This window comes from Paraburkholderia sp. USG1 (genome assembly GCF_031570135.1).
Lineage (GTDB): Bacteria > Pseudomonadota > Gammaproteobacteria > Burkholderiales > Burkholderiaceae > Paraburkholderia > Paraburkholderia dioscoreae.
In genome coordinates this window covers 33,245-59,286 of record NZ_JAMWXW010000045.1, presented here as the reverse complement: position 1 = coordinate 59,286, position 26,042 = coordinate 33,245, and the positions used below count along the sequence as shown (strand labels likewise).

The 26,042-nt window shown below is 62.6% G+C and carries 24 protein-coding genes, 1 pseudogene and 1 riboswitch; of the genes and pseudogenes, 15 read left to right on the top strand and 10 right to left on the bottom strand.

Annotation, left to right across the window (positions count from 1 at the left end; genetic code table 11):
* The first annotated feature begins 169 nt into the window (after positions 1-169).
* Together NE850_RS36425 and NE850_RS36420 are read left to right on the top strand one after the other, a co-directional pair.
* Positions 170-2,440, top strand: coding sequence for a xanthine dehydrogenase family protein molybdopterin-binding subunit (locus tag NE850_RS36425; protein ID WP_310700164.1), 2,271 nt, complete (start codon positions 170-172; stop codon positions 2,438-2,440).
* 51 nt (positions 2,441-2,491) lie between these two features.
* Complete coding sequence (locus tag NE850_RS36420) at positions 2,492-2,953, top strand: (2Fe-2S)-binding protein (protein ID WP_007176110.1); 462 nt, start codon at positions 2,492-2,494, stop codon at positions 2,951-2,953.
* A 352-nt stretch (positions 2,954-3,305) separates the two neighbouring features.
* Here the strand turns inward: NE850_RS36420 and NE850_RS36415 are convergent, their stop codons facing one another.
* The 8 genes from NE850_RS36415 to NE850_RS36380 form a co-directional block, all read right to left on the bottom strand.
* Entirely contained in the window at positions 3,306-4,835 is a 1,530-nt protein-coding gene (locus NE850_RS36415; protein ID WP_007176112.1) for an efflux transporter outer membrane subunit, read from the bottom strand.
* On the bottom strand, positions 4,832-5,860 hold the full coding sequence (locus NE850_RS36410; RefSeq protein ID WP_165187733.1) for an HlyD family secretion protein: 1,029 nt from the start codon (positions 5,858-5,860) through the stop codon (positions 4,832-4,834). The genes NE850_RS36415 and NE850_RS36410 overlap by 4 nt, the downstream gene beginning before the upstream one ends.
* Entirely contained in the window at positions 5,857-6,066 is a 210-nt protein-coding gene (locus NE850_RS36405) for a DUF1656 domain-containing protein (RefSeq protein ID WP_007176114.1), read from the bottom strand. Before NE850_RS36405 ends, NE850_RS36410 begins: the two co-directional genes overlap by 4 nt.
* A gap of 55 nt (positions 6,067-6,121) precedes the next feature.
* A complete protein-coding gene (locus tag NE850_RS36400; protein WP_007176115.1) occupies positions 6,122-8,224 on the bottom strand; it encodes an FUSC family protein in 2,103 nt (700 codons plus the stop codon).
* A 6-nt stretch (positions 8,225-8,230) separates the two neighbouring features.
* Complete coding sequence (locus NE850_RS36395; RefSeq protein WP_007176116.1) at positions 8,231-8,839, bottom strand: MarR family winged helix-turn-helix transcriptional regulator; 609 nt, start codon at positions 8,837-8,839, stop codon at positions 8,231-8,233.
* Positions 8,840-8,924: 85 nt separating this feature from the next.
* On the bottom strand, positions 8,925-10,583 hold the full coding sequence (locus tag NE850_RS36390; protein WP_007176117.1) for an ATP-binding protein: 1,659 nt from the start codon (positions 10,581-10,583) through the stop codon (positions 8,925-8,927).
* Between the two features lie 4 nt (positions 10,584-10,587).
* Positions 10,588-12,105 carry an ATPase domain-containing protein gene (locus NE850_RS36385; RefSeq protein WP_007176118.1) on the bottom strand — a complete coding sequence of 506 codons (1,518 nt, stop codon included), beginning with the start codon at positions 12,103-12,105 and terminating at the stop codon, positions 10,588-10,590.
* A 91-nt stretch (positions 12,106-12,196) separates the two neighbouring features.
* Positions 12,197-13,099 (bottom strand): LysR family transcriptional regulator, encoded by a 903-nt coding sequence (locus NE850_RS36380; RefSeq protein ID WP_007176119.1) that lies wholly within the window; start codon positions 13,097-13,099, stop codon positions 12,197-12,199.
* Positions 13,100-13,276: 177 nt separating this feature from the next.
* Here NE850_RS36380 and NE850_RS36375 point away from each other — a divergent pair, with 177 nt between their 5' ends.
* From NE850_RS36375 to NE850_RS36355, 5 genes are all read left to right on the top strand, one after another.
* On the top strand, positions 13,277-14,329 hold the full coding sequence (locus NE850_RS36375; protein ID WP_007176120.1) for a porin: 1,053 nt from the start codon (positions 13,277-13,279) through the stop codon (positions 14,327-14,329).
* 86 nt (positions 14,330-14,415) lie between these two features.
* Positions 14,416-15,492, top strand: a complete 1,077-nt coding sequence (locus tag NE850_RS36370) for a hypothetical protein (protein WP_007176121.1) — start codon at positions 14,416-14,418, stop codon at positions 15,490-15,492.
* Positions 15,489-16,847, top strand: coding sequence for an MFS transporter (locus tag NE850_RS36365; RefSeq protein WP_007176122.1), 1,359 nt, complete (start codon positions 15,489-15,491; stop codon positions 16,845-16,847). The genes NE850_RS36370 and NE850_RS36365 overlap by 4 nt, the downstream gene beginning before the upstream one ends.
* 19 nt (positions 16,848-16,866) lie before the next feature.
* Entirely contained in the window at positions 16,867-17,880 is a 1,014-nt protein-coding gene (locus NE850_RS36360) for an alpha/beta fold hydrolase (RefSeq protein ID WP_310700163.1), read from the top strand.
* Positions 17,881-17,998: 118 nt separating this feature from the next.
* The gene (locus tag NE850_RS36355; RefSeq protein WP_165187735.1) at positions 17,999-18,445 is read left to right on the top strand and encodes a hypothetical protein; all 447 of its coding nucleotides are present in this window, start codon (positions 17,999-18,001) and stop codon (positions 18,443-18,445) included.
* Positions 18,446-18,496: 51 nt separating this feature from the next.
* On the opposite strand, the gene NE850_RS36350 is transcribed toward NE850_RS36355, so the two are convergent.
* Complete coding sequence (locus tag NE850_RS36350; RefSeq protein WP_165187737.1) at positions 18,497-19,090, bottom strand: histidine phosphatase family protein; 594 nt, start codon at positions 19,088-19,090, stop codon at positions 18,497-18,499.
* Positions 19,091-19,206: 116 nt separating this feature from the next.
* Positions 19,207-19,271, top strand: a riboswitch (cobalamin riboswitch).
* Positions 19,272-19,334: 63 nt separating this feature from the next.
* Here NE850_RS36350 and NE850_RS36345 point away from each other — a divergent pair.
* From NE850_RS36345 to NE850_RS36330, 4 genes are all read left to right on the top strand, one after another.
* Positions 19,335-19,568, top strand: coding sequence for a CbtB-domain containing protein (locus NE850_RS36345; RefSeq protein ID WP_007176126.1), 234 nt, complete (start codon positions 19,335-19,337; stop codon positions 19,566-19,568).
* Between the two features lie 11 nt (positions 19,569-19,579).
* A complete protein-coding gene (locus tag NE850_RS36340; protein ID WP_007176127.1) occupies positions 19,580-20,320 on the top strand; it encodes a CbtA family protein in 741 nt (246 codons plus the stop codon).
* A gap of 417 nt (positions 20,321-20,737) precedes the next feature.
* Positions 20,738-21,013, top strand: a complete 276-nt coding sequence (locus NE850_RS36335) for a hypothetical protein (protein WP_165187741.1) — start codon at positions 20,738-20,740, stop codon at positions 21,011-21,013.
* 197 nt (positions 21,014-21,210) lie between these two features.
* Positions 21,211-21,453, top strand: coding sequence for a hypothetical protein (locus NE850_RS36330; protein ID WP_165187743.1), 243 nt, complete (start codon positions 21,211-21,213; stop codon positions 21,451-21,453).
* Here NE850_RS36330 and NE850_RS36325 read toward each other — a convergent pair.
* On the bottom strand, positions 21,448-21,606 hold the full coding sequence (locus NE850_RS36325) for a hypothetical protein (RefSeq protein WP_165187745.1): 159 nt from the start codon (positions 21,604-21,606) through the stop codon (positions 21,448-21,450). The genes NE850_RS36330 and NE850_RS36325 overlap by 6 nt on opposite strands.
* A gap of 264 nt (positions 21,607-21,870) precedes the next feature.
* Here NE850_RS36325 and NE850_RS36320 point away from each other — a divergent pair, with 264 nt between their 5' ends.
* From NE850_RS36320 to NE850_RS39585, 4 genes and pseudogenes are all read left to right on the top strand, one after another.
* Complete coding sequence (locus tag NE850_RS36320; protein ID WP_310700162.1) at positions 21,871-24,222, top strand: DUF6531 domain-containing protein; 2,352 nt, start codon at positions 21,871-21,873, stop codon at positions 24,220-24,222.
* A 23-nt stretch (positions 24,223-24,245) separates the two neighbouring features.
* A complete protein-coding gene (locus tag NE850_RS36315) occupies positions 24,246-24,497 on the top strand; it encodes a hypothetical protein (RefSeq protein ID WP_232064297.1) in 252 nt (83 codons plus the stop codon).
* 254 nt (positions 24,498-24,751) lie between these two features.
* Complete coding sequence (locus NE850_RS36310; protein WP_165187749.1) at positions 24,752-24,925, top strand: hypothetical protein; 174 nt, start codon at positions 24,752-24,754, stop codon at positions 24,923-24,925.
* A 916-nt stretch (positions 24,926-25,841) separates the two neighbouring features.
* Positions 25,842-26,036: pseudogene (locus NE850_RS39585) on the top strand (type VI secretion system baseplate subunit TssF); the annotation flags it as partial.
* Positions 26,037-26,042: the final 6 nt, after the last annotated feature.

Below are 26,042 nucleotides of genomic sequence, written 5' to 3'. Positions count from 1 at the left end.
ATTCCCACGCTCCCCCGCATCTCCCGCCCCGCGCCGTCCCGACTTGAGCGCACGCATTTAAGTCTCACATCGGCTCCCCCGTCTTATTACTATTCCGAGGAACAACGCCGAGGCGCCGACCGCGCTTTCATAGCTTCACAGCCAGCGTGCGAGCTGATCGAGCCATGTCATGTTAAAGCGCAGAACCTTCCTGCTTGGCGGCGCCGGTGCTGTCGGCGCGCTGCTGGTCGGGTGGTCGGTGCTGCCGCCGGGGCAGCGTTTGACCACGTCCATGCCGCTGCCGGCGCAAGGCACACAGGTGGCGCTCAACGGCTGGGTCAAGATCTCCGCCGACAACAGCGTGACGATCATGATGTGCAAGGCGGAAATGGGCCAGGGCATCCACACGGGCCTCGCCATGCTGCTCGCCGAAGAACTCGACGCCGACTGGTCGCAAGTGCGGGTCGAAGACTCGCCCATCGACAGGATCTACAACAGCGTGCAGAACATCATCGACGACCTGCCGTTTCGCCCCGACGACGACAGCGCCATCAAGCGCGCCACCGTCTGGATGACCCGCAAGGTGGTGCGCGAGGCCGGCACGATGATGACGGGCGGCTCATCGAGCATCAACGATCTCTGGACGCCGATGCGCGAAGCCGGCGCTTCCGCCCGCGCCATGCTGATCGGCGCAGCGGCCGCGCAATGGAAAGTGCCGGCCGGTGAATGCCGCGCTGAAGGCGGCCAGGTGCTGCATCCGTCCGGGCATAAGGCAAGCTTCGGCGAATTGTCGTCAATGGCCGCTCAGCAACCGCTGCCGCGCCAGGTGGCGTTGAAAGATCCCGCCGACTTCAAGCTGATCGGCAAACCGGTACGCCGTATCGAAGCGGCGTCGAAGATCAACGGCACGGCACGCTTCGGTATCGACGCGCTTCCCGACGGCCTGCTCTATGCAAGTGTCGTCATGTGCCCGACGCTGGGCGGTTCGGTCGCCAGGTTCGACGCAACGGCCGCCGGGAAAATGCCGGGCTTCATCAAGGCCTTCGCCGTTGCGCCGTATAACGGCGGCACGGGTGGCGTCGCGGTGATCGCAGACAACCCGTTTCGCGCGATGAACGCGGTCACCGCCGTGGCCGTGGACTGGCATGACGGCCCGGCGGCGAAGCTGTCGAACGCAGACGTGGACCGCCGCCTCGCGCAAGCACTGGACGATGGCGACGGCCACGCCTACTACCATCTGGGCGACGTAGACGCCGCGTTGAGCCGCGCGGCGCGCACCGTCAGCGCCGAATATCGCGCGCCGTATCTCGCGCACGGCGCGGTCGAGCCGCCCAACTGCACCGTGCAGGTCACGGACGGCTCGGCCACGGTCTGGGTCTCCACGCAAATGCCCGCGCTCGCGCGGCATCACGTGGCGAAGGTGCTGGATCTCGACACCGACAAGGTCGACGTGCAAACGCTTCTGTTAGGCGGCGCGTTCGGACGGCGCCTGGAACTCGATTTCATCGCCCAGGCGGCGGCGATTGCACGCGAAGGCGGCGGCCGTCCGGTGCAAACCATCTGGTCGCGGGCTCAGGACTTCACTCACGATTTCTATCGTCCCGCGTGCGTGTCGCGGCTGAAGGCCGGTTTCGACAACGACGGCAAACTGGTGGCGTGGCAGGCCACGTCGGCAAGTCAGGCGATCGTGCCGGAATCCCTCGCGCGCTATTACGGCGTGCCGCGCATTCCAATCGACAAGACCACCTGCGAAGGCGCCTTCGATCAGCCGTACGAATGGCCCGCCGCGCGCGTGGCGCACAAGATTGTCGAGTTGCCGGTGCCGGTGGGCTTCTGGCGCTCGGTGGGTCATTCGCATCAGGCGTTTTTCACCGAGGGTTTCACCGATGAACTCGCGGTGGCCGCCGGCCAGGATCCGATTGCGTTTCGCGCCGCGCTGCTCGCGCAGCATCCGCGACATCTGGCGGTGTTAAGGCGCGTGGCGGCTTTGTCGGACTGGGGGCATTCGTTGACGCATGCCGCCGACGGCGCGCTGCGCGCGCGTGGCGTTGCGTTGCACGAGGCGTTCGGCAGTGTGGTCGCGCAGGTGGCGGAGGTGTCGATCGGGCCGGATAAGGGGATTCGCGTGCATCGGGTGGTCTGCGTGATCGATTGCGGCATGCCGGTCAATCCGAATCTGATCCGTCAGCAGATGGAAAGCGCGATCGTGTTCGGTCTCTCCACCGCGTTGCAGGACGAAATCACCCTCGTCAACGGTCAGGTGCAGCAAAAGAACTTTGTGGATTTCCCGGTCGTGCGGATCAACGATTGCCCGGTGATCGACACGGACATCATGCCGAGCCAGATGCATCCGCAGGGCGTGGGCGAGCCGGGCGTGCCGCCGGTTGCGCCGGCGGTGGCGAATGCCGTGTTCGCGTTGACGGGCCAGCGCTTGCGCTCACTGCCGTTGAAGCTTGCGTGAAGCGCAGCGAATCCGAAAACGCAGGAATGAAGAAACTAAAGGAGACGGGCGATGGGATCACTGAACATCAACGGCCGGGCGGTGGCGGTGCAGGCCGACCCCGACATGCCGCTTCTGTGGGTGCTGCGTTGCGAGCTTGGCATGACGGGCACCAAGTTCGGCTGCGGTTTGGGGATTTGTGGCGCGTGCCTGATTCATGTGGATGGCGAAGCGAACTTCGCGTGCCAGACGCTCATGTCGAGCCTGCACACGCAGAAGATCACGACCATTGAAGGCTTGCAGGGCCCTGAAGCACAGGCACTGAAGGCAGCGTGGATCGATCTCGACGTGGTGCAGTGCGGCTATTGCCAGAGCGCGCAACTCATGGCGGCTTGCGCGCTGCTCAAGCACAATCCCAGACCCACCGACGCGGACATCGACGCGGCAATGTGCCATATCGTGTGCCGTTGCGGCACGTATCCACGGGTCCGGGCGGCGATTCACCAGGCGGCGGCAAAGCGTCGGCCAGCATAGCGCTGCCGACCTTTCCGCGTTAACAGGAGGCCGCCGCGCGAGGGTTCAACCTGCCAGCATTTCCACCACGGCAACGACCGCTGTGAAAATGCCAATGCATCCGCCCAGCGCAGCCGCGCCTTTCATGAATTGCGACATACGTATCCCCGTAATGAATGGTCGATGGCACGAATTTAACTCGAATGAAAGGCAAAAGAAAGATAATAAAAATAATTCGTAAGCTTTTGGGCGAAACATTAGATCGTACGGATAGGGCACGAGCGCGTGCCCTTGCGGTGGCGGCCCCGCAAGTGGCCTGGTAAGCGAGCCTCGACCAGAAGCTCGCTTCAGACGCTCAAAATCAGAGGCCGCGTCAAGGCACTTTTGCGGAAGCCGCTGCGGGCGCCGGCGCCGCTTTGACCGGCACTGCGGCTGCGGGCGCCGCACTGCCGGACGCATTCTGCGGATCCATCTCCCACCCGCCGCCCAGCGCCAGGAACAGGTTGACCTGATCGATCGCCACCTGGCCTTCGGCGGCGGCCGCCTGAGATTTCGTCGAGGTGAGCGTGCGCGTCGCATCCAGATCCGAGATAAACGACTCACGCCCTGCGAGATACAGCCGATGCGTTTCATCCGCCGACGCGGCCGCCGACTTCACGGCGGCGCGCAAAGCGTCGGCGCGGGCGTAGTCCGACGCATAAGTTGCCAGACTGGTTTCGGTCTCGCGCAACGCGGTCAGCACCACGCCATCGAACTTCGCCAAGGCTACCTGGCTCGACGCCTGCGCCTCGCGCACCCGGCCGCGCGCGCCGTTCGCCGGGAAGGTCCAGCTGATCAGCGGACCGAAGCCCCAACGCGCCGTGGGCGAGGTGCCCAGGTCTTCGAGGATCCCGGTCAAGCCTGCCGAGGCGCCGATGCTCACCGTCGGATACAGCGCGCCGGTGGCCACGCCAATGCGCGCCGTGGACGCCGCCAGTTGACGCTCGGCTTCGCGCACATCCGGGCGGCGCTTGAGCAGCGCGGCGCCGTCGCCGATCGGAATCGGCTGGCGGATTTGCGGCAGCGTGTCGCACGCGAGCACGGCCGGCGGCAAGTCGGATGGCGCGCGGGCGAGCAGCGCGGCGAGCCGGTACTGGGCGATCTTGCGGCGTGCCGTATAGCGCGGAATATCCGCCGACAGCGTATCGACCTGGGTCTGCCCGCGCGTCACGTCGGGCTGATTGCCGCGCCCCGCGTCACGCAGGCGGCGCGAGACGTCCACGCGCTGCTTCTGCAGAGCGAGCGACTGTTGCGCGATTCTGAGCTCATCGGCTGCCGAACATTGCTCGACGTATGAGCGCACCACGTCCGCCACCACGGTGATCCGCGCGAGATCGGCCGCGGCCTGCACGGACTCGCTGTCTGCCTGCGCCGCTTCCACGCCGCGCCGCAGCTTGCCGAACAGATCGATTTCATACGAGACGCTGATGCCGATGTCACCTTCGTTGACGACCGGCAGTTTCTCGGTGAGCAGGTATTGCTCGGCGGATTCCTGCGCGCGTTCGATCAGCGCCGAAGTCTTGCCGGAGAAACCACCTTGCGCTTGCGCGACGCCGAGCGCTTCGCGCGAGCGCGCGAGGTTCGCCGCCGCGACGCGCAAGTCGGTGTTCGATTGCAGCGCCTCGTCGACGAGTCCGTTCAGCACCGGATCGTCGTACAGCTTCCACCATACGGGCGGCACGTTGCGGCCGGTCGTCAGGGCCGCGTCGGCGCCTTCGATCGGCGTATTGGCCAGCGGCGCGTTGACGAGCGCCTGTTGCGGCAGCGCATAGTTGGGACCGACGTTCATGCAGCCGTCGAGCGCGACAGCCAACGGCAATAGCGGCAGCAGCGGCAATAAGGGCAGGGCGCGCGACAGCTTCATTGCGAAGCGCCCGAGATGACCGTGGCCGAGGCCGGCTGCGCAGCAGAGGCGGCCGGAACCGTGGACGTAGCCAAGGTTGAAGCCGAAGCCGAAGCCGAAGCCCCCGACGCACCCACCGCGCCCGAGGCACCCGCATCCGGACGCTTCTTACCCGCCAGCGCAAGATCGCGCACCGACACCGTCGCGGTGCGTCCCGCGATCATGCGGAAATCGGCGGGCACTTCGTCGAGCGCCACACGCACGGGAATCCGTTGCGCGAGCCGCACCCAACTGAATGCCGGATTCACGTTCGGCAGCAGGTTCGTGCCCTGCGAGCGGTCGCGATCCTCGATACCGGCGACAATGCTCTGCACGTGTCCGCGCAACACGTCCGGCTCGCCCATCACCTTGATATCCACCGGTTGGCCGATGCCGATGCCGCGCAGCTTGGTCTCCTCGAAATAACCGTCCACGCGGAACGAATGCATGTCCACCACCGAGACCACCGCCCGCCCCGCCGCGACGAATTCGCCGGCGCGCGGCGCGCGGTCGTTCAGATAACCGTCCACCGGACTCACGATCGTGGCGCGTTGCAGATTCAGCTTCGCGGTATCGATCGCAACGTTTGCATCAGCAAGCGCGGCTTCGCCCTGTTCGACGCGCGAGCGGCTTTCTTCGGACACCTCTGCAGCGACCAGGTTGCCGAGCTTGCGGTTGCGCGCGTCTTCGCGACGTGCCTGATCGAGCGTGGCGCGGCGTTGTTGCGCGGTGGCCTGAGCCTGGCGCAGCGCGAGCGTATAGCGAGCCTGATCGATCACGAACAGCACCTGGCCCCGCCTGACCTGCTGGTTGTCCACCACTTCGACCGACGAGATCAGCCCCGAGATGTCTGGCGCGACCTGGATCACGTCGGCGCGCACGTGTCCGTCGCGAGTCCACGGGGCGAACATGTAGTAGTCGACCAGCTTCCACAGCACGAGAGCCGCGGCCACGACGACGATCAGGGTGAGCAGAATCTGCCCGACGGAGAACCAGGTTTTTTTCACGTTATTAGTCTGTGCGAAACGACAACGACAAGGCCCAGCACCAGCACATAGATGCCGAGATCGAAGATGGAGCGATGCCAGACGAAGCGGTAAAAGCCGACGCGCGCAAGCACCGTGCGGATCGCCAGGTTGATCAGATACGCGATCAACATCAGCACGAGCACGGCCGGCACGAACACGCCGAAGATATCGATTTCACCGATCATCGCGGAGAGTGGAAAGAGGTGGAGACGGCCGGAAACCGGCGGCGAACGGCGGGCATCAGGCGGCAGCCTCCGGCTCGGGCGGCGTCGGTATTATCAACGTGGCCGGAAACAGCGAAAGACGCAAGCCGACCAGCGCGTGCAGCGCGTCACGCAACTGGCGCGCCGACGTTTGCGAGGTCGCGCTCGGCGCGCCGGCGTTGGCGAGCCCCTGTGCCGTTACGCGCGCCACGGCGGCGTCGATCGACGACATCAGGCTGTCCGGCACCGGCTCGCGCTTGCGGCGCGCAACACAGTTTTCGTAGTATTGACGCACGTCGTCGAGCACGTGTTCGATCGCGGCCGGCGCTTCGCCACCCAGCTTGCGGGTCAGGCGGCGCAGATCGAGCGCGTTGAAGGCAATGCGCAGATCGCGAAAGCTCTCGATCGACGGATGGCGATGGTCGTCGGTAGCGGCGAGGCGCGGGATCAACTGCATCAGCCGGTCGACCATGCGCGCGGCGAGATTGCGCGGATCTTCGATCGGCCGTGTCGACGCCGTGAGCGCCACGTCGGCCCAGCTCGAACGCAACAGTCGGGCCGCCGCGAGTTCGGCGCCGAACGGCCGCGTCACGCGAGTCCACACGTACGCGTAGAGCAGCCCGGCGAGGCCCGCGAGATTGCTGTTCAGAAACACGAAAAAGTTGGCGTCGTAAGCGTCCTGGATGCTGATGAAGGTGGCCGTGTTCACGGCGACCAGCACGGTGGCCAGGTTGAACTGCGGGCGCGGAATCAGCGTGCCGACGAAGATGAACGGCGCGGCGAACATGACGACCAGCATGGGAAAGTCATGCACGTGCGGCAGCACGACGAACAGGTAGACGCCCGCCGCCACCACGCTGATCGCGGTCGCCACGAAGAAGCGGAACACGAACGGCGCGGGCTCGTCGAGCGCCGCGAAGAAACAGCATGCCACGGCCGCGAGCGTCACCGCGCTGGCACCGTCGTTCCAGCCCGAGCCGATCCACAGACTGCACGCGAGAACCACGGCGGCCGCGGCCGAACCGGTCGAGAACAGCATGATGCCGTGATCGTAGAAGCGCTCGGTGCCGCCCAGCCGCCAATGGCGAAAGCGCGGGCGCCACGAACCTTCTTCGCGCGTGATGATGATGCGCAGCGCGCGGCAGTCCTGCCAGACGTCGATCACCTGCTTCATCCGCCACAACGCGTTCGAAAGCAGCGCGCCGTCCCAACTGGCTAGCGCGGACGGCGGCGGCTGCAGCGCCGCGATGCGCTCGCGCAACGCGTCGGCCGTCGGGTCGGGATGATAGCCTTCGCTCACGGCGGGCATCGGCTCATTGAACCACTTGATGAGATCGGCGAGCAGGCTTTCCAGACCTTCAGGCCATGTCTGGCGGCTGCTGTTGTAGAGCGCGATCAGCGGATCGGCCAGCGCCGACATGATCGGCAGCAGCAACTGCATGCGCCCGCGCAACTCATGCGCGCGCGCCAGCACGTCGGGCCGCGTGTGATCGTAGGCAAGCTGGCTCAGCAGCAGTTCCAGACCGTTAATGGTGGCCGCGAGTCGCTGCCGGGCACCCGATACCGCCGAGCCGGCAATGCGGCCGGACAGCGTTTCCGTCGCATAGAACGCGGCGTCGCGAAACCATGCGTCGGTCCGCTCGATGATGGTGGGCGCAAGCCGGCTCGGAAACAGCACGCTGCCGACAATGCTCGCGCACACGATGCCAAGCGTGATCTCCTCGGTACGGCTGACCGCAAGATCGAACACGCCGGTTGGGTTGGTCACCGAAGGCAGCGCGATGATCGGCATCGTATAGCCGGCCAGCAGGAACACGTAGCTGCGCGCGGTGCGGTCGGACACCGCCAGATACAGCAGCGTACCGGTCCAGAGCGCCACGATCACGCTGAACAGATACGGCGATTCGACGAAGGGCGGCACCAGCAGCACCGCGGCCGAGGCGCCGAGCATGGTGCCGAGCGCACGATACAGCGCCTTGGAGCGGGTCGCGCCGACGAACGGATTCGACACGATGTAGACGGTCGCCATCGCCCAATACGGGCGCGGCAGTTCGAGCGCGAGACCGATGTAGAGCGCGATCATCGCCGCGGCAAAAGTCTTGACCGAGAACAGCCAGTCGCGAAGGGAAGGGTAGACCATAAACCGTTACGCCGGATCGCCGGTCTCGTGCGGCGCGGCGGGGTCCGCTTTGCCTTTGTTCGACTTGTTCTCTTTGGCTGCCTGGCGGAGTGGGCCGCCGCCCTGCGCCGGTTCGCCTGCGGCGCGTTGATTGGGTCGGCTACGTTCTTCGCCGTCTGGCTCGCTGTTCTGAGCGGCCGGTTCGGTGGCCTCCCCCGTGAAAGCGGCCAGCACGCGCAAGGTCGCTTCCAGATCGCTGCGCGAGACGTCTTTCAATGCCTGCGCGCGCAGCGTGACCAGTTCCTCTTCCATTTTTGCGGTGACGGCCCGGCCTTCTTCGGTGAGCACCACGGTTTTCGCACGCCGGTCTTCGGGATCCTCGTCGCGGCGCATCAGGCCCGCCGCGCACAATTGATCGAGCAGCCGCACGAGCGACGGCCCTTCGATTCCAATGTGATCGGCTAACGTGACCTGGCGCACGGCCGAGCCGAGCCGGCTGGCGGTCAGCAGCGGCGTGGCGCATGCCTCGGAGACATTGAAGGCGGCGAGCACGCCGTGGCTCGTGCGCCGCCATTTTCGGGCAGCGACGACCAGCGTGCTGCTGACGGTGCGGCGCAAGGTATCGAGATTCGGCATGGCCGCTATTGTATTTCCAAAAACTTCGTTAGCAACCTATTGAATTGAAGTTTTTGTGACGCCGGGGTTATCCGTCAAGCCGCGCTTACGCGGCGAGCCCAAGCCGTACCGTGCGCGCGAGGTCATCGAGCTGGAAAGGTTTGCGCAGAATCGTGCAGCGCTTCACCGCCAGCCCGGAAATATCCACGTCCGCATAACCCGTCGCGAGGATCACCGGTAGATCCTCGCGCAGTTTGCGCGCCTCGGCGATCACGTCGATTCCGTTCATGCCGGGCATGGCGAAGTCCACCATCAGCAGGTCCGGCTTGTCGTCCTGCAAGCGGTTCAGTCCGGCGCGTCCGTCGGCGGCCTCGGTCACGGTGTAGCCGAGCATTCTTAGCGACTCGACGAGCATGGCGCGCACCTCGCCGTCGTCTTCAACCACCAGCACCCGCTTTTCGCCGACCGCGTTCGCTTCCGCATTCGACGTCGCTTCGGCTTGCGGCGCCACGCGTTCGCGCAACGGTAGCCAGATCTCGACGGTGGTGCCCGCGCCTTCCTCGCTGAACAGACGCGCGGTGCCGCCGGCTTGCGTCGCGATGCCGTAGACCTGGCTCAAGCCGAGTCCCGTTCCCTTGCCGATCGGCTTGGTGGTGAAGAACGGATCGAACACGCGCGACACGACTTCGGGCGGCACACCCGAACCGGTATCGGCGACTTCGATCACCACATAGGGGCCGCCTTCGAGAGTCTGATCCGGCGCTTCGCGCTCTTTCACGCGAATGCCGAGCTGGCCGCCGGCCGGCATGGCGTCGCGCGCGTTGATGGCGAGATTGAGAATGGCCAGTTCGAGCTGATTGGCGTCGGCCTCGGTCCACAACTCGTCGCCGCCGAATTCGTTGGTGTAGCGAATGCCGGAACCGAGCGACACTGTGATGATGTCGCGCATGCCTTGCAGCAACGTCACCACGTCCACCGCTTTCAGATCGAGGTTGCTGTTGCGCGAGAAAGTAAGCAATTGTCCCGTCAGTTTCGCGCCGCGTTCGGTCGCGCGTTTGACGGTGGCGGCCATGCCGCGAAGGCGCTCGTCGCTGCTTACGCGAGCGATCAACTCCGCGTTGACCATGATGACGTTCAACAGATTGTTGAAGTCGTGCGCTATGCCGCCGGTGAGTTGCCCGAGCGCTTCCATTTTCTGCGATTGCACCAGCACGGCCTGCACTTTGGCGCGCTCGTGAATCTCCATCATCAGCCGGTTGTTGGCGGAAGCAAGTTCGTGGGTGCGCTCTGCAATGCGGCTCTCCAGCGAGTCGTTCAGTTGCACGAGCGCGTCCTGCGCCTGGATCCGCTCGGCAAGATGGCGGCGCGACTCGTATTGCCGCGCCCGTGCCCGTAGTGACGAAGCCACCGCGCGCCGCAGCGTTTCCGAATTCAGCGGACGTTCGAGCACGACCACGTTGCCGAGCCGTTCGAGCACTTCCAGCCCGCGCTCCGAGCGATGTCCGACGCGTGGGGCGGCAAGCAGCGTGAACGGGAAGTCGGACCATGCCGGCTGCTGCTCGAGCCAGTCGAACAGGCGCACCGCATGGCCGCCTGCCAGCGCTTCCTCGGCGATCAACGCGGCGCCGGCGCCCTCATCCAGCGCGGCGGTGAGCGCGTCGGCATCGCGGCATGCCACGCACATGCGGTCGTCTTTGCGCAGCACTTCTGCGATCACATCGGCGTCGCGGCCAAACGGCGCCAGGATAAGAACGCGTTGCTCCATGACCTCACTTCCCGGGCGTTTCGATGACGCGGTTCGTCGCCCCGAGCAGGGCAGTGCTGCCACGATAAGCCGGCAGTCCGGAGAGTACGCCTTCGAAGTCGCGCAGCGCGTCGCCCACTTCCACGCCGCCGCTGGCTAGACGGAACTGGCGGATCGAGCGTTCGTGGGCATTGGCGCGGCTCTTCACGGCGGTCACGGCGGTGAGCACTTCGCCGTGGTGTTCGAAATAGCGGAACAGCACGACCACGTCGCTCAGATAGCTGATGTCGATATCGTTCTGCACCTCGCCGATAATGCCGTGCTGCCCCAGCACGAGCATCGTGACGACGCCTTGCTGGTTGAGATAGCCGAGCAGCTCGTGCATTTGCAGCAGCAGATAGCGCTCGCCGGGCATGGCCTGGAGATAGGCGTTCAGGCTGTCGATCGCAACGTACCGGGCGCCCTTCTTTTCGACCGACCGGCGCACGTCGCTGGCGAACTCGCCCGGGGATATCTCCGCCGGATCGATCTGGCGCAGCGTCAGCAAACCGCTCTCGACGTGCGGCGCGAGATACATGCCGAGCGTCGCACAACGGATCGTCAGCGTGGTGAGGGTCTCGTCGAACACGTAGTAGACGCAACGCTCGCCGCGTTCGAGCGCCGCGATCAGGCATGACACCACCGTGGTGGTCTTGCCCACACCCGAGGGGCCGATCATCAGCGCGTTGGTGCCGGGGATCAGTCCGCCGCCGAGCAGCGCGTCGAGTCCCGCCGTGCCGGTGCTCACCACCTCGGCGTTGAAGTTGGTGTGATGCTCGGCCGCGACGAGGCGCGGATAGACGTGGATGCCGCCGGTGTCGAGCGTGAAGTCGTGGTAGCCCTCGCGGAACTTGATGCCGCGCATCTTGGCGACGCGTGCGCGGCGGCGGTTGCCGCCATAGTCGTGCACGAGGTTGTCGAGGCTGATCACGCCGTGCGCGATGCTGTGCAACTGCACGTCGCCGGGGTCGGACGAATTGTCGTCGAGCAGCAGCACGGTGCATTCGCGGGTGGCGAAATAACGCTTGAGCGCGAGAATCTGCCGGCGGTAGCGCAGCGGGTTCTGCGACAGCAGCCTCAATTCAGAGAGGCTGTCGAGCACGATGCGAGCGGGCTTGAGTTCCTCGACCTGCTGGATCACGTTGCGCACCGTCTCGCCGAGTTCAACTTCGGCCGGGTGCAAGACGGTCTGCTCGTATTGCGGGTCGAGGCCTTCGTCGGAAAGCAGCTCCAGAACCGTGAACCGGCTGATGTCCCAGCCATGACTTTCGGCTACCGCGATCAACTCTGAGCGGGTTTCGGACAGCGTGATATACAAGCCGCCCTGGCCTTCTTCGACACCCTTGAGTAAGAACTGCAAGGCCAGGGTAGTTTTACCTGTACCGGGCGCGCCTTCCACGAGGTACATGCGGTGCGGTGTGAGACCGCCTCCCAGGATGTCGTCGATTCCCTCGATTCCTGAGGACAGGCGGGCCGGTGTGTCGGCGTCGTGTCTGTTTGACATGGCGTGGTGGGGCGTTTGGCGTCAATGAAAAGCTGATGATTTTTCAGCCGGTACGAGGAGGGTGCAATTTGCGTGCCCGCGGGCGCCGACGCTACGTGCCGGCGCGCGCCGTCACGAGCTGGATAAAGCGCGTGGCCGCGCTGTTGTGCAACGCCGCGGGATAGGCCAGATGCAGCGGCGCGCTCAGTTTCGAGGGGTTGGCAAGCGTGCAGTACACGGTGCCCACCTGGTCATAGCGTTGCATGGAAGCGGGCACCAGCGTCACGCCGAGACCCGCCGCAACGAGGTTGATGCCCGACACCATGCGCGGCACTTCCCGTGCGATTCGCGGAACGAAGCCGGCCTGGCGGCACGCCGCGAGGATATCGGCATACATGCCGGGCGCGCCTGGACGGCGGACCAGAATGAAGTCTTCGTGCGCTAGCGCTTTGAGGGGCACTTGTGGCCGCTTCCTGCCTTTGAGCAAGGGATGGCCGACCGGCAACACCACGACCATCGGCTCGTCGAGCAGCAGCTCGAAGGCCACGCCTTCCCGCGCTTCAACCGGCTTGCGCAGAAACGCCGCCTGAATCTGGCCCGCGGCCAGGCGCTCGATGATCTCCGCCGCATTGAGTTCGGCAAGCTCAACGGCAACCTCGGGACACACCGCGCGAAACGCGCGGATCGCCTCGGTCGTGAACGGATGAAATGCAGCGGAGCTCGTCAGCCCGATCGAAATCGTGCCCAGTTCGCCGCGCGCAATTCGGCTCGCCTTTTCTACCGCCTGCTGCAGATCCTGCAGCAGGCGTTGCGCATCTTCCGCAAAGGCCTGCCCGGCCGGCGTCAGGGTGACGCCGCGCGGCATGCGCACGAAGAGCTCGAAGCCGATCTCTTCTTCCAGCATTCGAATCTGCTGTGAAAGCGGGGGCTGTTGCATGGCCAGCCGCTCAGCCGCTCGCGTGAACTGGCCTTCTTCGGCGACCGCCAGAAAGTAACGCAGATGGCGTAGCTCCATGATGTTTCGTCTCCTGGATGGGGTTCGAAGGTCGGTTCATTACCATATTCAATAAATATGGATTGTGCAGAAAACAGGTATTTTACATTTACCACGGCCGATCCTACGATCTCGTCCATCGCGCGGAAATGAACGCGAAATAAAACAAAACCCGACTCTGGTCGACAGGAGACGTCAGTGAAAAAACAATGCGCGGTGGCCGCTTTGGCCGTGGTGAGTTGCGCGGGCGCGCATGCTCAGGCATCGGTCACGTTATACGGTGTGATCGACACCAACCTCGAGTTTCTCAACCATGCTGGCGCTAGCGGCGGCTCGCTGGTTCGCGAGAATTCCGGCGGCTTGAGCAATTCGCGCTTCGGTTTTCGCGGCGCCGAAGATCTCGGCGGCGGCAATAAAGCGTTCTTCATTCTCGAAGCGGGCTTCAACGGCAACGACGGCACCAATGCGAGCGCCGGCGTGCTGTTCAATCGCACGGCGGCGGTGGGGCTTTCTAACGCGTACGGTGCGCTGTCGGCGGGCTTGCAGTACACGGCGATGTACGACACGCTGATCAAATACGACCCGATGGTGTTCGGCCAGCAATACACGTGGATGCCGACCACCGGTTCCGTGGATGGCTTTTCGTTCAAGGCGCGCGTGAACAACTCGGTGAAGTATGTAGGCCGCTTCGGTGGTTTGACAGCGACGGCGGATTACAGCTTCGGCGGCTCGGCGGATTCGTTTCAGAGCAGCGCCGCGTACGGCGGCGCGCTCGACTACGATACCGGCAGCTTCGCCACGGCCGTGGCCTACGACTACCGCAACGGCGCGATCAACTCGACAGGCATGTGGACCAAGTCGCGCAACTGGAGCGCCTCGGCGCGCGAGCAGCTCGGCAACGTCACGATCATGGGCGGCTATGAGCACTATTTGTACAACCCGACCAAGGGCAAGTCGGTGTCGTCGGCGTTGTGGTTCGGCGGTGTGCGTTATCTGATCGCGCCGGATTTCCGCGTGACGGCTGCCGCGTACTACCAGAGCAACAAGGCGGACAACGTGTCGAACTCGTTGATGGGCGTGCTGGGAGCGGACTATATTCTGTCGAAGCGGACCGATGTGTACGCAACCGTCGCGTATGCCGCGGCCACGCACTACGCCAACGACGAGTACACGCCCGTCGGCGTGACGAGCGATACCGCGTTCGGTCCGAACCAGACTGGCGTGACGCTCGGTATCCGGCATCGGTTCTGAGCATTCGGGTTCATTCGGGTTCTTCAACGACGGATTTGACGATGCGCCGCGTTCAGCACAGTACACGGTGATCAGGAGCAAGCTGCATGACTTTCAATCTTTCGCGACGTCTCGCCGTGCTGTGCGCAGCAACTGGCGCTGCACTGCTGATGACGCTCGCGCAACCTGCGCTCGCGGTCCACGCTTACGAGCCGCATCTGAAACCGGTGGCGACGGTTTCGGATACGCGCTTCACGCTCGACACGCCGCAAGGGCACGCGGAGTTTCCGCTTTATCTGTCGAAAGATTGGAACGTCGCGCAGCCGCAAGTAACGCGTGCGGTGATTGTGATTCACGGCAAACTGCGCAATGCGGACGTGTACTTTCGCACTGCGCAGAAGGCCCGCGATGCAGCCCACGCGGACCCCGACGCCACTTTGTTGATCGCGCCGCAGTTCCTCGCGACGCTCGACACGCGCGTGCATGACGAACCCGCCGATCTGCTGCGCTGGACCGGCGACGCGTGGATGGGCGGCGAAGCGGCGCAGTCGCCGCTGCCGATCAGTTCATACGAAGTGCTGGACGCGATCGTCGCGCGTCTTGCCGATCGCAAGCTGTTTCCGAATCTCCGGCACGTTGTGTTCGCCGGGCATTCGGGCGGCGGGCAAGTCGTGCAGCGCTACGCCGTGGCGGGGCGCAACATTGCCGCGCTGACTGACGAGGGCATCGACGTGCGTTACGTGGTGGCGAGTCCGTCCACCTATGCGTATTTCGATGCGCAACGGCCCAACGCGCAAGGCGTTGCCGCGCCGTTCGATGCCGCGCAATGTCCCGACTTCAATCAATGGAAATACGGCATGGACAACCGGCCGCCCTATCTCGGCGACCGCACGCCCGCGCAACTGGAGGCGACCTACGCGGCACGCCGGATCGACTACCTCGTGGGCGGCGCGGACGACGATCCGCAGCAGAACGCGCTCGACAAAACCTGCGCGGCCGAAGCGCAAGGGCCGCAACGCGTCGCGCGTGCCGAGGCGTACTACCGGTATATCCGGTCACGTCATCCGGATGGTCTGAAGCAGCGCTTTCATATCGTGCCGGGCGTGGGGCACAACGGCTCGCGCATGCTGACGTCGGTATGCGCGCTGGCGGCGATGTTCGACACTCAGGGATGCGAACAATGAGCGAAGCAATCTTGAATCAGCGTGATGGTGCGGCGTCAGGCGCCGTTGCGTCGAACGCATTGAGTCCGGCAATGGTACGGCGCGCGATCTTCGCCTCCGTGCTCGGCAATGGACTCGAGTGGTTCGACTTTCTGATCTATGGCTACTTCGCGAAGATCATCGCGCAAGTGTTCTTTCCAGGCGGCGGCGGTTTCGTGTCGATCATGCTGACGCTCGCCACGTTCGCGGTGGGTTTCATCGTACGGCCGATCGGCGGCATTCTGCTGGGCATTTACGCGGACCGGGCAGGGCGCCGCAAAGCGCTCTCGCTGCTGATCATTTCAATGGCGGCCAGCACGCTGCTGATGGGCCTCACGCCGGGTTATGCGAGCATCGGCATCGCGGCGCCGTTACTGGTGGTGCTCGCGCGCCTGCTGCAAGGGCTCTCCGTGGGCGGACAGTTCGCGACCGCCTCGGCGATGCTGGTCGAGTATGCGCCGCCGCACAAGAAGATGTTCTATGGCAGCTTCAACATGTCGGCGCAGGCGTTCGCGTTGCTGTTGTCGTCCGGGGTCGGCTATCTGCTGACCACGCAGCTCACGCATGAGCAACTGGTGGCGTGGGGCTGGCGTCTGCCGTTTCTGTTCGGCGCGTTGGCGGGGCCGTTCGGCTTCTATATCCGGCATCGCGTGGCCGAGTCGCCGGAGTTCGAGCGCCTGCTCGATCACAAGGACAAGCCGCCGCGCGTAACGATCCGCCAGTTCTTCCGCGATAACGGCGATGCGGCGATCTGCGCAATGGGCGTGATCATAATCGGCGCAGCGACCAATTATGTGTGGCACTCTTATCTGTCGGTCTATGTCGAACGGCAATTGCATCTGCCGCTTTCTACCGCGTTGCTCGGCGCATTCGTGTCAGGCGTGCTCAATCTGTTTCTGTTTCCGCTGTCGGGCAAGCTTGCCGATCGTTACGGCGCGTACAAACTGTTCTATCCGATCGTGATCGCGTGGATGGTCTGCGTGTACCCGCTCTATCACTTCGTCGTGACGAATCCGACGCCGGGGCATCTGTTCATCGCGCAGATGATCGCGACAGTGTTCCTCGCCGCAATGTCCGGTGCGCATCCCGGCATGCTCGCAACCTTGTTCCCGGTGCGCAGCCGCTCGGCGGGCGTGGCGCTGTCGTACAACATCGCAGTGACGCTGTTCGGCGGCATGGCGCCGCTCACCATTACCGGCTTGACCCGCGTGACCGGCAGCAGCCTCACGCCGGCGTTTTACCTGATTTTTGCCGGCTTCGTGTCGCTCGCGATGGTGTACTTCACGCGCGCCGGACGCATCTCGGGCGGCGCGGCGGCGAGGCCCGCCACTCATTGATCAACCACGAGCGTATTGCATGACCCAGCCTTTGATCACAGACGACGAACGCGCGCCGAATGAACGTCCGGTTGCGGTCGTCGCGAGCCGGCATCTGAGCGTTACGACGCGGGCCGGCAGCGGCACGGTGCCCGTATTTGCGAACGGCGACTGGCTAGCGCCGACGCGCGAAGTCCGCCGCGCCGTGATTCTGATTCACGGCCGACTGCGCAACGGCGATACTTATTTCGATCTCGCCGAGCTGTCGTGCGCGCTCGCCGGCTGCAGCGCGGCCGATACGCTGCTGATCGTGCCGCAGTTTCTCGCGACCGCGGACGTCGAGGCGCATGAGCTGCCGCCTTCCACGTTGCATTGGGACTGGACGAGCTGGATGGGCGGCGAAAACGCCGAAGGTCCCGCGCCGATCAGTTCGTTCGATGTGCTCGACGCGATTTTGCAAACGCTCGCTTCGCGTGAGCAGTTCGCGTCGCTTGCCGAGGTGGTGATCGCCGGGCACTCTGGCGGCGGCCAGGTCGTGCAGCGCTATGCGGTGGTGGCGCACAGCGAGGCGCCGCTTACGGCGCGTGGTGTTGCGGTGCGCTATGTGGTCGCGAATCCTTCGTCGTATGTGTACTTCGATGCGATGCGGCCCGTCGCGTCCGGCGAGTTCGCGGCGTTCGATCGGGCGATGTGCCCGTCGTTCAATCGCTGGAAGTATGGGCTCGAGGATTTGCCGGCTTACGCGAGCGACTCGGATAGCGCGGCTTGCGCTGCGGCGCTCGAAGCGCGCTATGCGCAGCGTGACGTTACGGTGCTGCTCGGCGGTGAAGATTGCGATCCGCAGCATCCGGCGCTCGATCGTTCTTGTGCCGCGCAAACCCAGGGGCATCACCGCCTCGGGCGCGGACTGGCTTATGCGCGCTATATGGCGGCGCGGCACCCGGAAGGATTGGCGACGCACCGGACGTTTGTGATCGATGGGGTCGGGCATGATGCCAAGGGGATTTTCTCGTCGACTCATGGGCTGGCTGCCTTGTTCGGCGCCGGACTGTGAAGCGGGTTGCGGAGTGGTTCATGGAGTGATGCACTCGGCGCACATAGGCACGAAGCGTGCTACTGCGCTTGATGCATGTTTGATGCTACCTGTGTGTCACTTCGAGGACCGCGCCGATATGAACAGAATCCGATTGGTCGCCACCGCCACCGCGCTTGCCGCCGCATCGCTAGGCGCCTTGCTCCCGTGCAGCGCCTATGCCGACGATGCGCCTAGCCCATGTACGTCGCTGAAACGGATCGTGGCGGCCGCACCGGGCGGTCTCGCCTCGTTGACGCCGGACGACGGCAAAGGCGTCGCGCAACCCTATGGCGACGACGCGCAATGTTCGGCAAGCCGCGGCAGCTATCAATGCACGTGGACGCCGCATCACGACGCCGGTTCGAACGCGGACGCGCTGCAAGCCGTAGCGGCTGACGTCGCGTCGTGTCTGCCCGACGCGACGCACGATCAGAATTCGCCGGGACGTCAGCATTTTTATCTGGGCGCGAAGGGCAAGCGCACCGACATTACGCTGACACCGACGGGTGCGAACAAGCTGCGTCTGGTGGTGTCGGGCAAGTGATGTGGGTCAGGTGATTTAAGTCAGGTGATTTGAGTCGCCGCGCAAGACCCGCTACTGCGACGCCGGCCACCATGTCCAGCCACGCGATGAGCACCGCAACTCGATCGTAGAAAGCGGCGCGATTTCAATGCGCGAAAACACCACGGGCGATGCGCCCAGCGCAGACACAATTGCTGCCCGCAGCACTGGCGCGTGGGTGACGGCGATCACGTTGCGCGTATGCTTCGATGCCGGATCCGCCGCGCGGTGTAGCGCATCGAGCCATTCTCCTACCCGCTTCACGAGGTTGCTGAACGACTCGCCGCCGTGCGGCGCGGCGTCCGGATCGCGCGCCCATGCCGCGAGGTCTTGCGGCGCTTCGACGGCGAGGTCGGCGAGCCGCCGTCCGTGCCATTTGCCGTAGTTCATATCCGCCAGTCCGACATCTACCGATGCGGCAAGGCCCAAGGCCGCTGCCGTAGCACGCGCGCAGACGGCAGGGCTGACGTAGGCTGCCGCGCCTTGTCCGAGCGCCGGCGTGGTGCGCGCCGCGTAGGCGTGGGCTTCGGCGAGGCCGCGGGCGTCGAGCGGGTCGTCGGCGGGAAAGCGGCCTGCGCGCTGGGCGGCGGTCGAGGCGTGGCTGATCATCAGCAGCCGTGTGTCCATTCTGTTCATTTCCTGTGAGGCTACGCCGGAGCTGGACGCCGGTTGGGCACGAAGCGCCCGCCCGGGGTTGCCGGGTACCGGAGTTTAGCGCGTAGAATAGCCGGACTGCGAAGCGCGGAAGCCGGTGAGAGCCCGGCGCGGTCGCGCCACTGTAATCGGCAGCCCAAGCCGAAAGCCAGACCTGAGCTTCGCATCATCCCTCTGCAATGACTATCGGGGCGCGTAACCCCAGGAGATGTCCATCATGACTGAAGCCGTTTTTAATTCCGCTTCTCAGCCTGCCTCCCAACCCGTTGCTCAACCCACGCCGATTCCGCTGCGCGAGTTGTTGCCGTGGCTCGTGTTCGGCGGTTTGCTGCTATTGCTTGCGCTTTACTTCGTGGGTGCGGAACAGGGCGCCACATCGCTGGTGCCGGGTATGTACGTGCATGAGTTCGTGCACGACGGCCGCCATCTGCTCGGCTTTCCTTGCCACTAACGGAGTCGAACATGGTCGGTAAATTGTTGGTACGCGGGATGCTCGCAGGCATCGCCGCGGGACTGCTCACGTTCGGCTTCGCCCGGGTGGTGGGCGAACCGCAAGTCAATCAGGCGATTTCATTCGAAGAAAAGGCCGATGCCGCGAAAGGCGAGGCGCCCGAACCGGAGCTGGTGAGCCGCGATACACAACGCGGACTCGGCTTGTTGACCGGTGTGGTGGTTTACGGCGCGGCATTTGGCGGGTTGTTCTCGCTGGTGTTCGCTTACGCGTATGGGCGGGTGGGGGCATTGAGCGCGCGCGCGTTGTCCGCGTGGCTGGCGCTCGGCGCGTTCATTGCGCTGGCGGTCGTTCCGAACCTGAAGTACCCGGCGAACCCGCCTTCGGTCGGCGACCCGGAGACGATCGGAATGCGCACAGGGCTGTTCTTCCTGATGATTGCGATCTCGCTCGCCGCGATGGTGTTTTCGCTCAAGGTCCGACGCCGTGCGGCCGCGAAACTCGGCGCGTGGAATGGCTCGATTGTGGCGGGGTTGGTCTTCGTTGTGATTATCGCCGCCGTGCAGTTGTCGATGCCGGCCCTCAACGAAGTGCCGGAGGCTTTTCCGGCGGTGCTGCTGTGGAAGTTCCGTGTGGCGGCGCTCGGCATGCAGGCGATCATGTGGACGACGATCGGACTGCTGTTCGGCGCGCTTGTCGAGCGGGGTGCGTTTATGCGGGTGAGCGGACGGGCGGCGGTCGAGTCAGCCTGACGGTGGGTGTGCGGAGCGCAGCCGGTTTGGGTGGCTGCGCTCTGAGGCCGGCGCTTTGCCCCTCGCTCTTCGCTTCTCGCGCAGTGGTCAAGAAGGTATGTGCATCAAGGAGTTGGGGTTGTTGTGGGGCGGTTATCCACAGGCTTCTGAACAAAAACTGTGGATAAAATTTTCCCGCAACGCAATACACCTACAAACATCTGTTCTGTTTAATTTCAACAGGTCAGATGTTTACATGTCGGACTCGGCGCTGGCTAGAATCCGACCGTGACATCTGTTTTGTGGGGAATATTGTGGGGGAAAATCGTTCGCAAACAATTCGCGAAGGGATGCTCCTGAAGCTCACCGCAGGCGATCATGGCCGCATCCTGAATGACGGCACACGTCTGCCCGGCAAGGTCTACGCCGGGGCGAAAGGTGTCAGTATCCATTTCCGCCGAAATCGCGGTGTCGGTGCAGGCTGTTGAACAGGCGCTTGTGCTGGATGGCAGTGGATTGGCCGTGGTCGAACTGCTGGATGAGGACGGCAATGTGGTCGATGACGTGAACGACTCGTTGTGGGGCATTGAGTCGGAGGCCGGCGACTATCTGAAGGAGACAGCGCAGGACATGGCCGAAGGGCTGGCACAAGGATTACAACGTGAGGCGCGCGAACGCATGTACTGGAACGCGCGGGACATGGTGACAGTGTGAACTCCCCATACATTCGTGAAATTGCCTGCTTGGCTTGCCGTCGAGACATGGCGTGCCAGTGGTGAGCGCACCGTGGCCCGGCTCTACGGTCTGGTCGAACATTATGCCGCGGCATATGGACGATCTTCAGACGTGTGTGTACTCAAAGACCAGGCACTGAAGTCGGTTCCGTCCTGGATGCTCCACGATGGTGAATCATGAGCGTACGACTTGAGGGGCGCAAGGTTCGCACTGAAAAGCTGATCGATTACTTCCGGGGCAACGCGGATGAGTTTGCGATGCTCAAGGGCGTGCTCTGTGTGTCGTACGTGATGGAAGGCCAGGACACGACGCGCTGGAAATACTTCTTCGATACGCTGCGCATCGCGGAAACGCCTGCGACGCTCACGCTTGAGGCGGTGCGGACAGGTATCGGGTGGGAACGGAAGGAAAAATCATAGGGTGTGATTTTCCTGACGTCGCGCAGTGAAACGTTTTGCATACACCCTTATCGTCGCAGCAAGTGACTTGACGATGCGAGGTGCATCAGTTTTAAGAATATAAATTAAATCTGTACTACTATCTGAATACCTACCTTCCGGGGTGACCTTCATGGCACTCCTCCTTTTCTCTTGCGTTCTATCGATCAGCAATGTCGTACCCGCATCTCCCGGTACGCTATTTCTTCTTGTCTGCTCCGCTGATTCTGACAGTTCCTGTTGTGCATTCCTACATCGTGCAGCCGTAAATCCGGGTCACATTTTGAGTGTGCGTAAGTAAGTCGCAAATTTAGGAATTGTCGGATTTTTCGTTTTTGGTGGTCCCTATACGGTGTGTGTGCATCAAACGTTTCAAACAATAAGCCAATAGGGATAAGAATGAAAAAATCCAGACTCCACGGTGGGACAGTCGGATTCGCGGGGCGCCTGCTGGCTGCCTTCTCGTTGCTAATATTCGCGTTCAGCGCTAACGCAGTCGACTGTTTTTCGCTGTATGCCCAGTCCGGCGCCACGCCGGGCTCCAAGACCTGCAAGCTCGACGTTACGAGCAACACGCCGGGCGGAATGGGCAACTACGCGTGTATCAATGACCTCGCCCTGATCGATCAGTGGTGCAATTCAACGGAAACCCCGCCAGACGATACCTGCCCCGTGGCAGACCCGGTGTTTCCCGCGAATGGGATTGTGACTTTCTCTGAAACTGACTTTGCAAGCGGTGACGCGTCGCCGCTTGTGTTTAGTCGTACCTACCTTTCGAAGCCGTTCGACAAAGCGCAGGTAGCGATGGGCGGGTACTGGGCAAGTAACTGGCAGCGACGGCTTGATCTGACCTCGGTCAATGCAGGCACGCCGAAAATCACCGCGTATCGGAGTAACGGCCAGCCTCTGATCTTCAAGTGGGTTAACGGCGGGTGGGCGGTGCCGGGTACGTCGGGTCTTTCTCTCATGAAAGCTGGCGACGGATACTTCTACCTGAAGGACGAACGGCTTGGCACGACCGAAACATACTCCGTCAGCACAGGTCTGTTTCACTCCGAGACAACACGCACGGGTATGTATCGTGAAGTTGAATACGTTGGACAACAGATAGATTCGATCGCGCAGTGGCCCGTTGATCGGATCGGGCAGGCGGCATCGCGGCTGACACTTAGTCTGACATATGACAGTAATGGTCGCGTTCTGAGTGTAGTGCCGCCTTCGGGCAACGCGACACATTATGCGTACGATGCGAAAGGCAATCTTGTTTCAGTAACCGCGCCGATTGGATACGTTCGTCAGTACCTTTATGAGGATGCCCGCTTCCCTAATGCGGTGACCGGGATAAAGGACGAATCCGGTTCACGGATTGCAACATGGACCTACGATTCCAGCGGACGCGCTATCTCGGTCACCCATCCCGACACGACACGTAACGTTTCGCTTAGTTATGGCACGAACACGACCACTGTTAGCAATATGTCCGGCAATAGCACGTATTCCTTTGATGTTGGAGATACGTCGCGTCCCGGCTCAATTGTTACGCCTGGTGGCGCGGTCTCACGTACATGGGACACATCAGGGAACCTGAAGCAGACCGTTACACCGGATGGGAGTACACAGTACACGTGGGACGGCGCCAACCGGCCGACAAAAGCAGTTGCGACAGTCTCTGGTAACAGGACGGTAACGACGATTGAGTATAACGACAGTACCTCCTTGCGTCCGCATCTGGTCGCCACGCCAGGCAAAATCCGTGCGTTTGTCTACGACCAGGCCGGCAACGTCACCGGCTACGCCGAGACAGAGACGACCGATCCGACGGGCGACCAGGGCATGCAGGCCGTTGGGACCGGTAATCAGTGGACAGTTGGTGCACGGTACGATCCGGCGAACCGTCTTCTATCGGCTGCGATCACCCGTAACGGCTCGAAGCGTGAAGACTGGACCTACACATACGACGTACGGGGCAATGCCGAGTCTGTGAAGGATGCCGTATCTGGCTGGTCGATGCGAACGCTTGCCCGCAATTCTGAGAATCGTGCAACGCAGATAGCTGGTAGTAGCGGTCAGGCGAGCATCGGATACGATGAGCGCGGTCGCGTAAAGTCCTTCCAGTATAACGAACCGGCAAGTTCGGTAAATGGTGGACTCGCCCGAGTACTGGCAGTCGATTATCGGTACGGTCCAGATGGTACGGTGTCCTCGCGCACGGCTCAGGTGTCAACGAATGGCGCCTGGTGGAAGCCGATCAGTGATGCTGAATTGGGTGTCTGGCTGACGAACTGGGAACTCGGGAACGACCCGGTTGCGCCACCCGCGAACCTGACAGGACTTCAGTCGGATGCTCCGGCATTCGTTCCTGACATGTGCGTCGAATGCTACATGGCCTGGAAGGCGTTGCCGACAGGTAAGCTATTCGGGGATGAACTGGGCGAACCACTACCGGCATGGCGTGAAACCACCGAGTTGATGGCGAGCGATCAGGCGCAGGTTCCTCATCCAGTGCTTGTGCCGGATCTGACGAGTTCTGCGAAGCGGTCAACGCTTTACAGTTCGCTTTTTGGTGCAGGGAGCGGGGATGGGGGAATGGTGAAGTGTGGTGGTCGAGAATCCCATGAGGCTGCGTGCCATGCACATTATGAAAATGATGTTGATGCATGCCGGCTATTGGCCGGGACAAGAGGGAAGCGAAACTTGGCCCTTTGCATGGAGAACGCTTTTGACAGATATCAGGAATGTAGGGGGTATTAATGCGTAAACGTCCACCATATTCAATGGTTGTCACCTACGTCGACGATCCACAACAATTGATCATGCAAATGGTCGAATCAGCCAGCGTGGCTCCACTTTTGGCGGAATGTATGGAAGTCCCCTTCTTCGTGGACGACCAAGAGTTCGAATTCGACGATGAATTAGCACGACAGCTCGGCGTTGCAATGCTCAACGTAATCGCAGAGGGACGCCCGGAGGTCAAAAGGCGTTTAAACGTCACGCAGCACCCCATTGACGAGCCACCAGAGGAGTGACTGGCCAAGGCGCCTGGCGCTGCGACCATCGCAATTCTGGTCGCAGCGCCGGGTAGCCCGCTAGTTCTACGAGCCAAATCAGCCTTTAGGCGGTCTTCTCTTCACGGCTCCCCCGCAGGAGTGGCAGCGTGATCCGGCAAAAAATCATGGAGGTGTGATTTATTACATTAAGGTTCCGGCCAGGCATTAGCATCTACGCCTTTATCACAGATGGGCTCTCCCGGCATCGGAAAGAACACCGGGGCGAGAAACCCGTGGAACTGGTTCTTCATCCCGACCACGAGCGCATGCTATGTGACGAACTGCACATGCGACATTCGGATGTCCGCTACAACGGGCGCGAATTCAATGGCATCCCGGTGCTTGAAGAGCCCTGCTGCCGGACCCCTTGGCTGCTCAATGAGGACGGCCAGCGTTGGGAGCTGTAGCCCTATCATCGCGCGTCGTGGGGGATGTTCCTGGCGTTCTCCATCGTGTGTGCGCCGCAGCGTACACAACCGCCCCGTCAGCTTTCTGCTTTAACAAGTGACTTGTAGAAACGGCACCCGAATTGCCGTTAGCTTGAGTGCTTTACAAAACACATGTCTAATATGTTGGCCCTTTTCCGTTGAGGGGAAAGGCAGTTTCCCCGCACCGCAGCGTGTGGGGAAACGTGGGGGACCGATGTTTGGCGGCCTGTGGGGAATGCTCAATTTCCCCTCACATGGCCCGCCTTATGGCGTGGGGTTGAGGGCTGTGGGGAGATACTTATCCACGGACTTGCGAACAATTTGTGTGGATAAATTGTCCCGCAACGCAACACACTCACAAACATCTGTTCTATTTAAGCTCAACGGGTTAGATGTTTACATGTTGGATTCGGTGCTGGCTGGAATTCGACTGTGACATCTATTGTGTGGGCAACACCGTGGGGGAAAATCGTTCGCAAACCATCAGCGAAGGGAAGCCCACCGCAGGCGATCATGGCCGTATCCTGAATGACGGCACCGGACTATTTGGCAAGGTGCACGCTGGGGCGAAAGGTGTCAGTGCCCACTTCCGCTGCTACCCGTGACTTGATGATGCGAAGCGTATCTGTTTATCAGGATCTAATTTCGCACTACTATCTGGGCGCCTTCCTTTTGCGGGCGGCACTTCCTTCCGGGGTGTCCTTCAAGGCACCCATCTTTTTCGCTTCCGTTCTGTCGATCTGCACTGTCGTACCCGCAGCTCCAGATTCGCTATTCCGCCTGCTCAATTCCATTGATATCTGACAGCTCCTGTTACGGGTTTCCCACTTTGTGCGTCATGTCCTGCACCGCATATTTCCGCAGCACAGTCGCCCGATAAGTGACGGATTCCGACATGGCGAGTATGGACCCGGAATTACCGGCGTATTACCAGGGCGAACTGCGCTACATGCAAGTGAAGCACGCGGGGCTGGAGCCGCATGAAAGCCTGTTGCGTCCAGTCGCCATGAAGTTCCACGGACACAGGCTGGTCCATGAATTCTTTGCGCTCCCGTCCAGATTCGGCTTCTTCACGATCACGGGGCTGGCTGCGGGG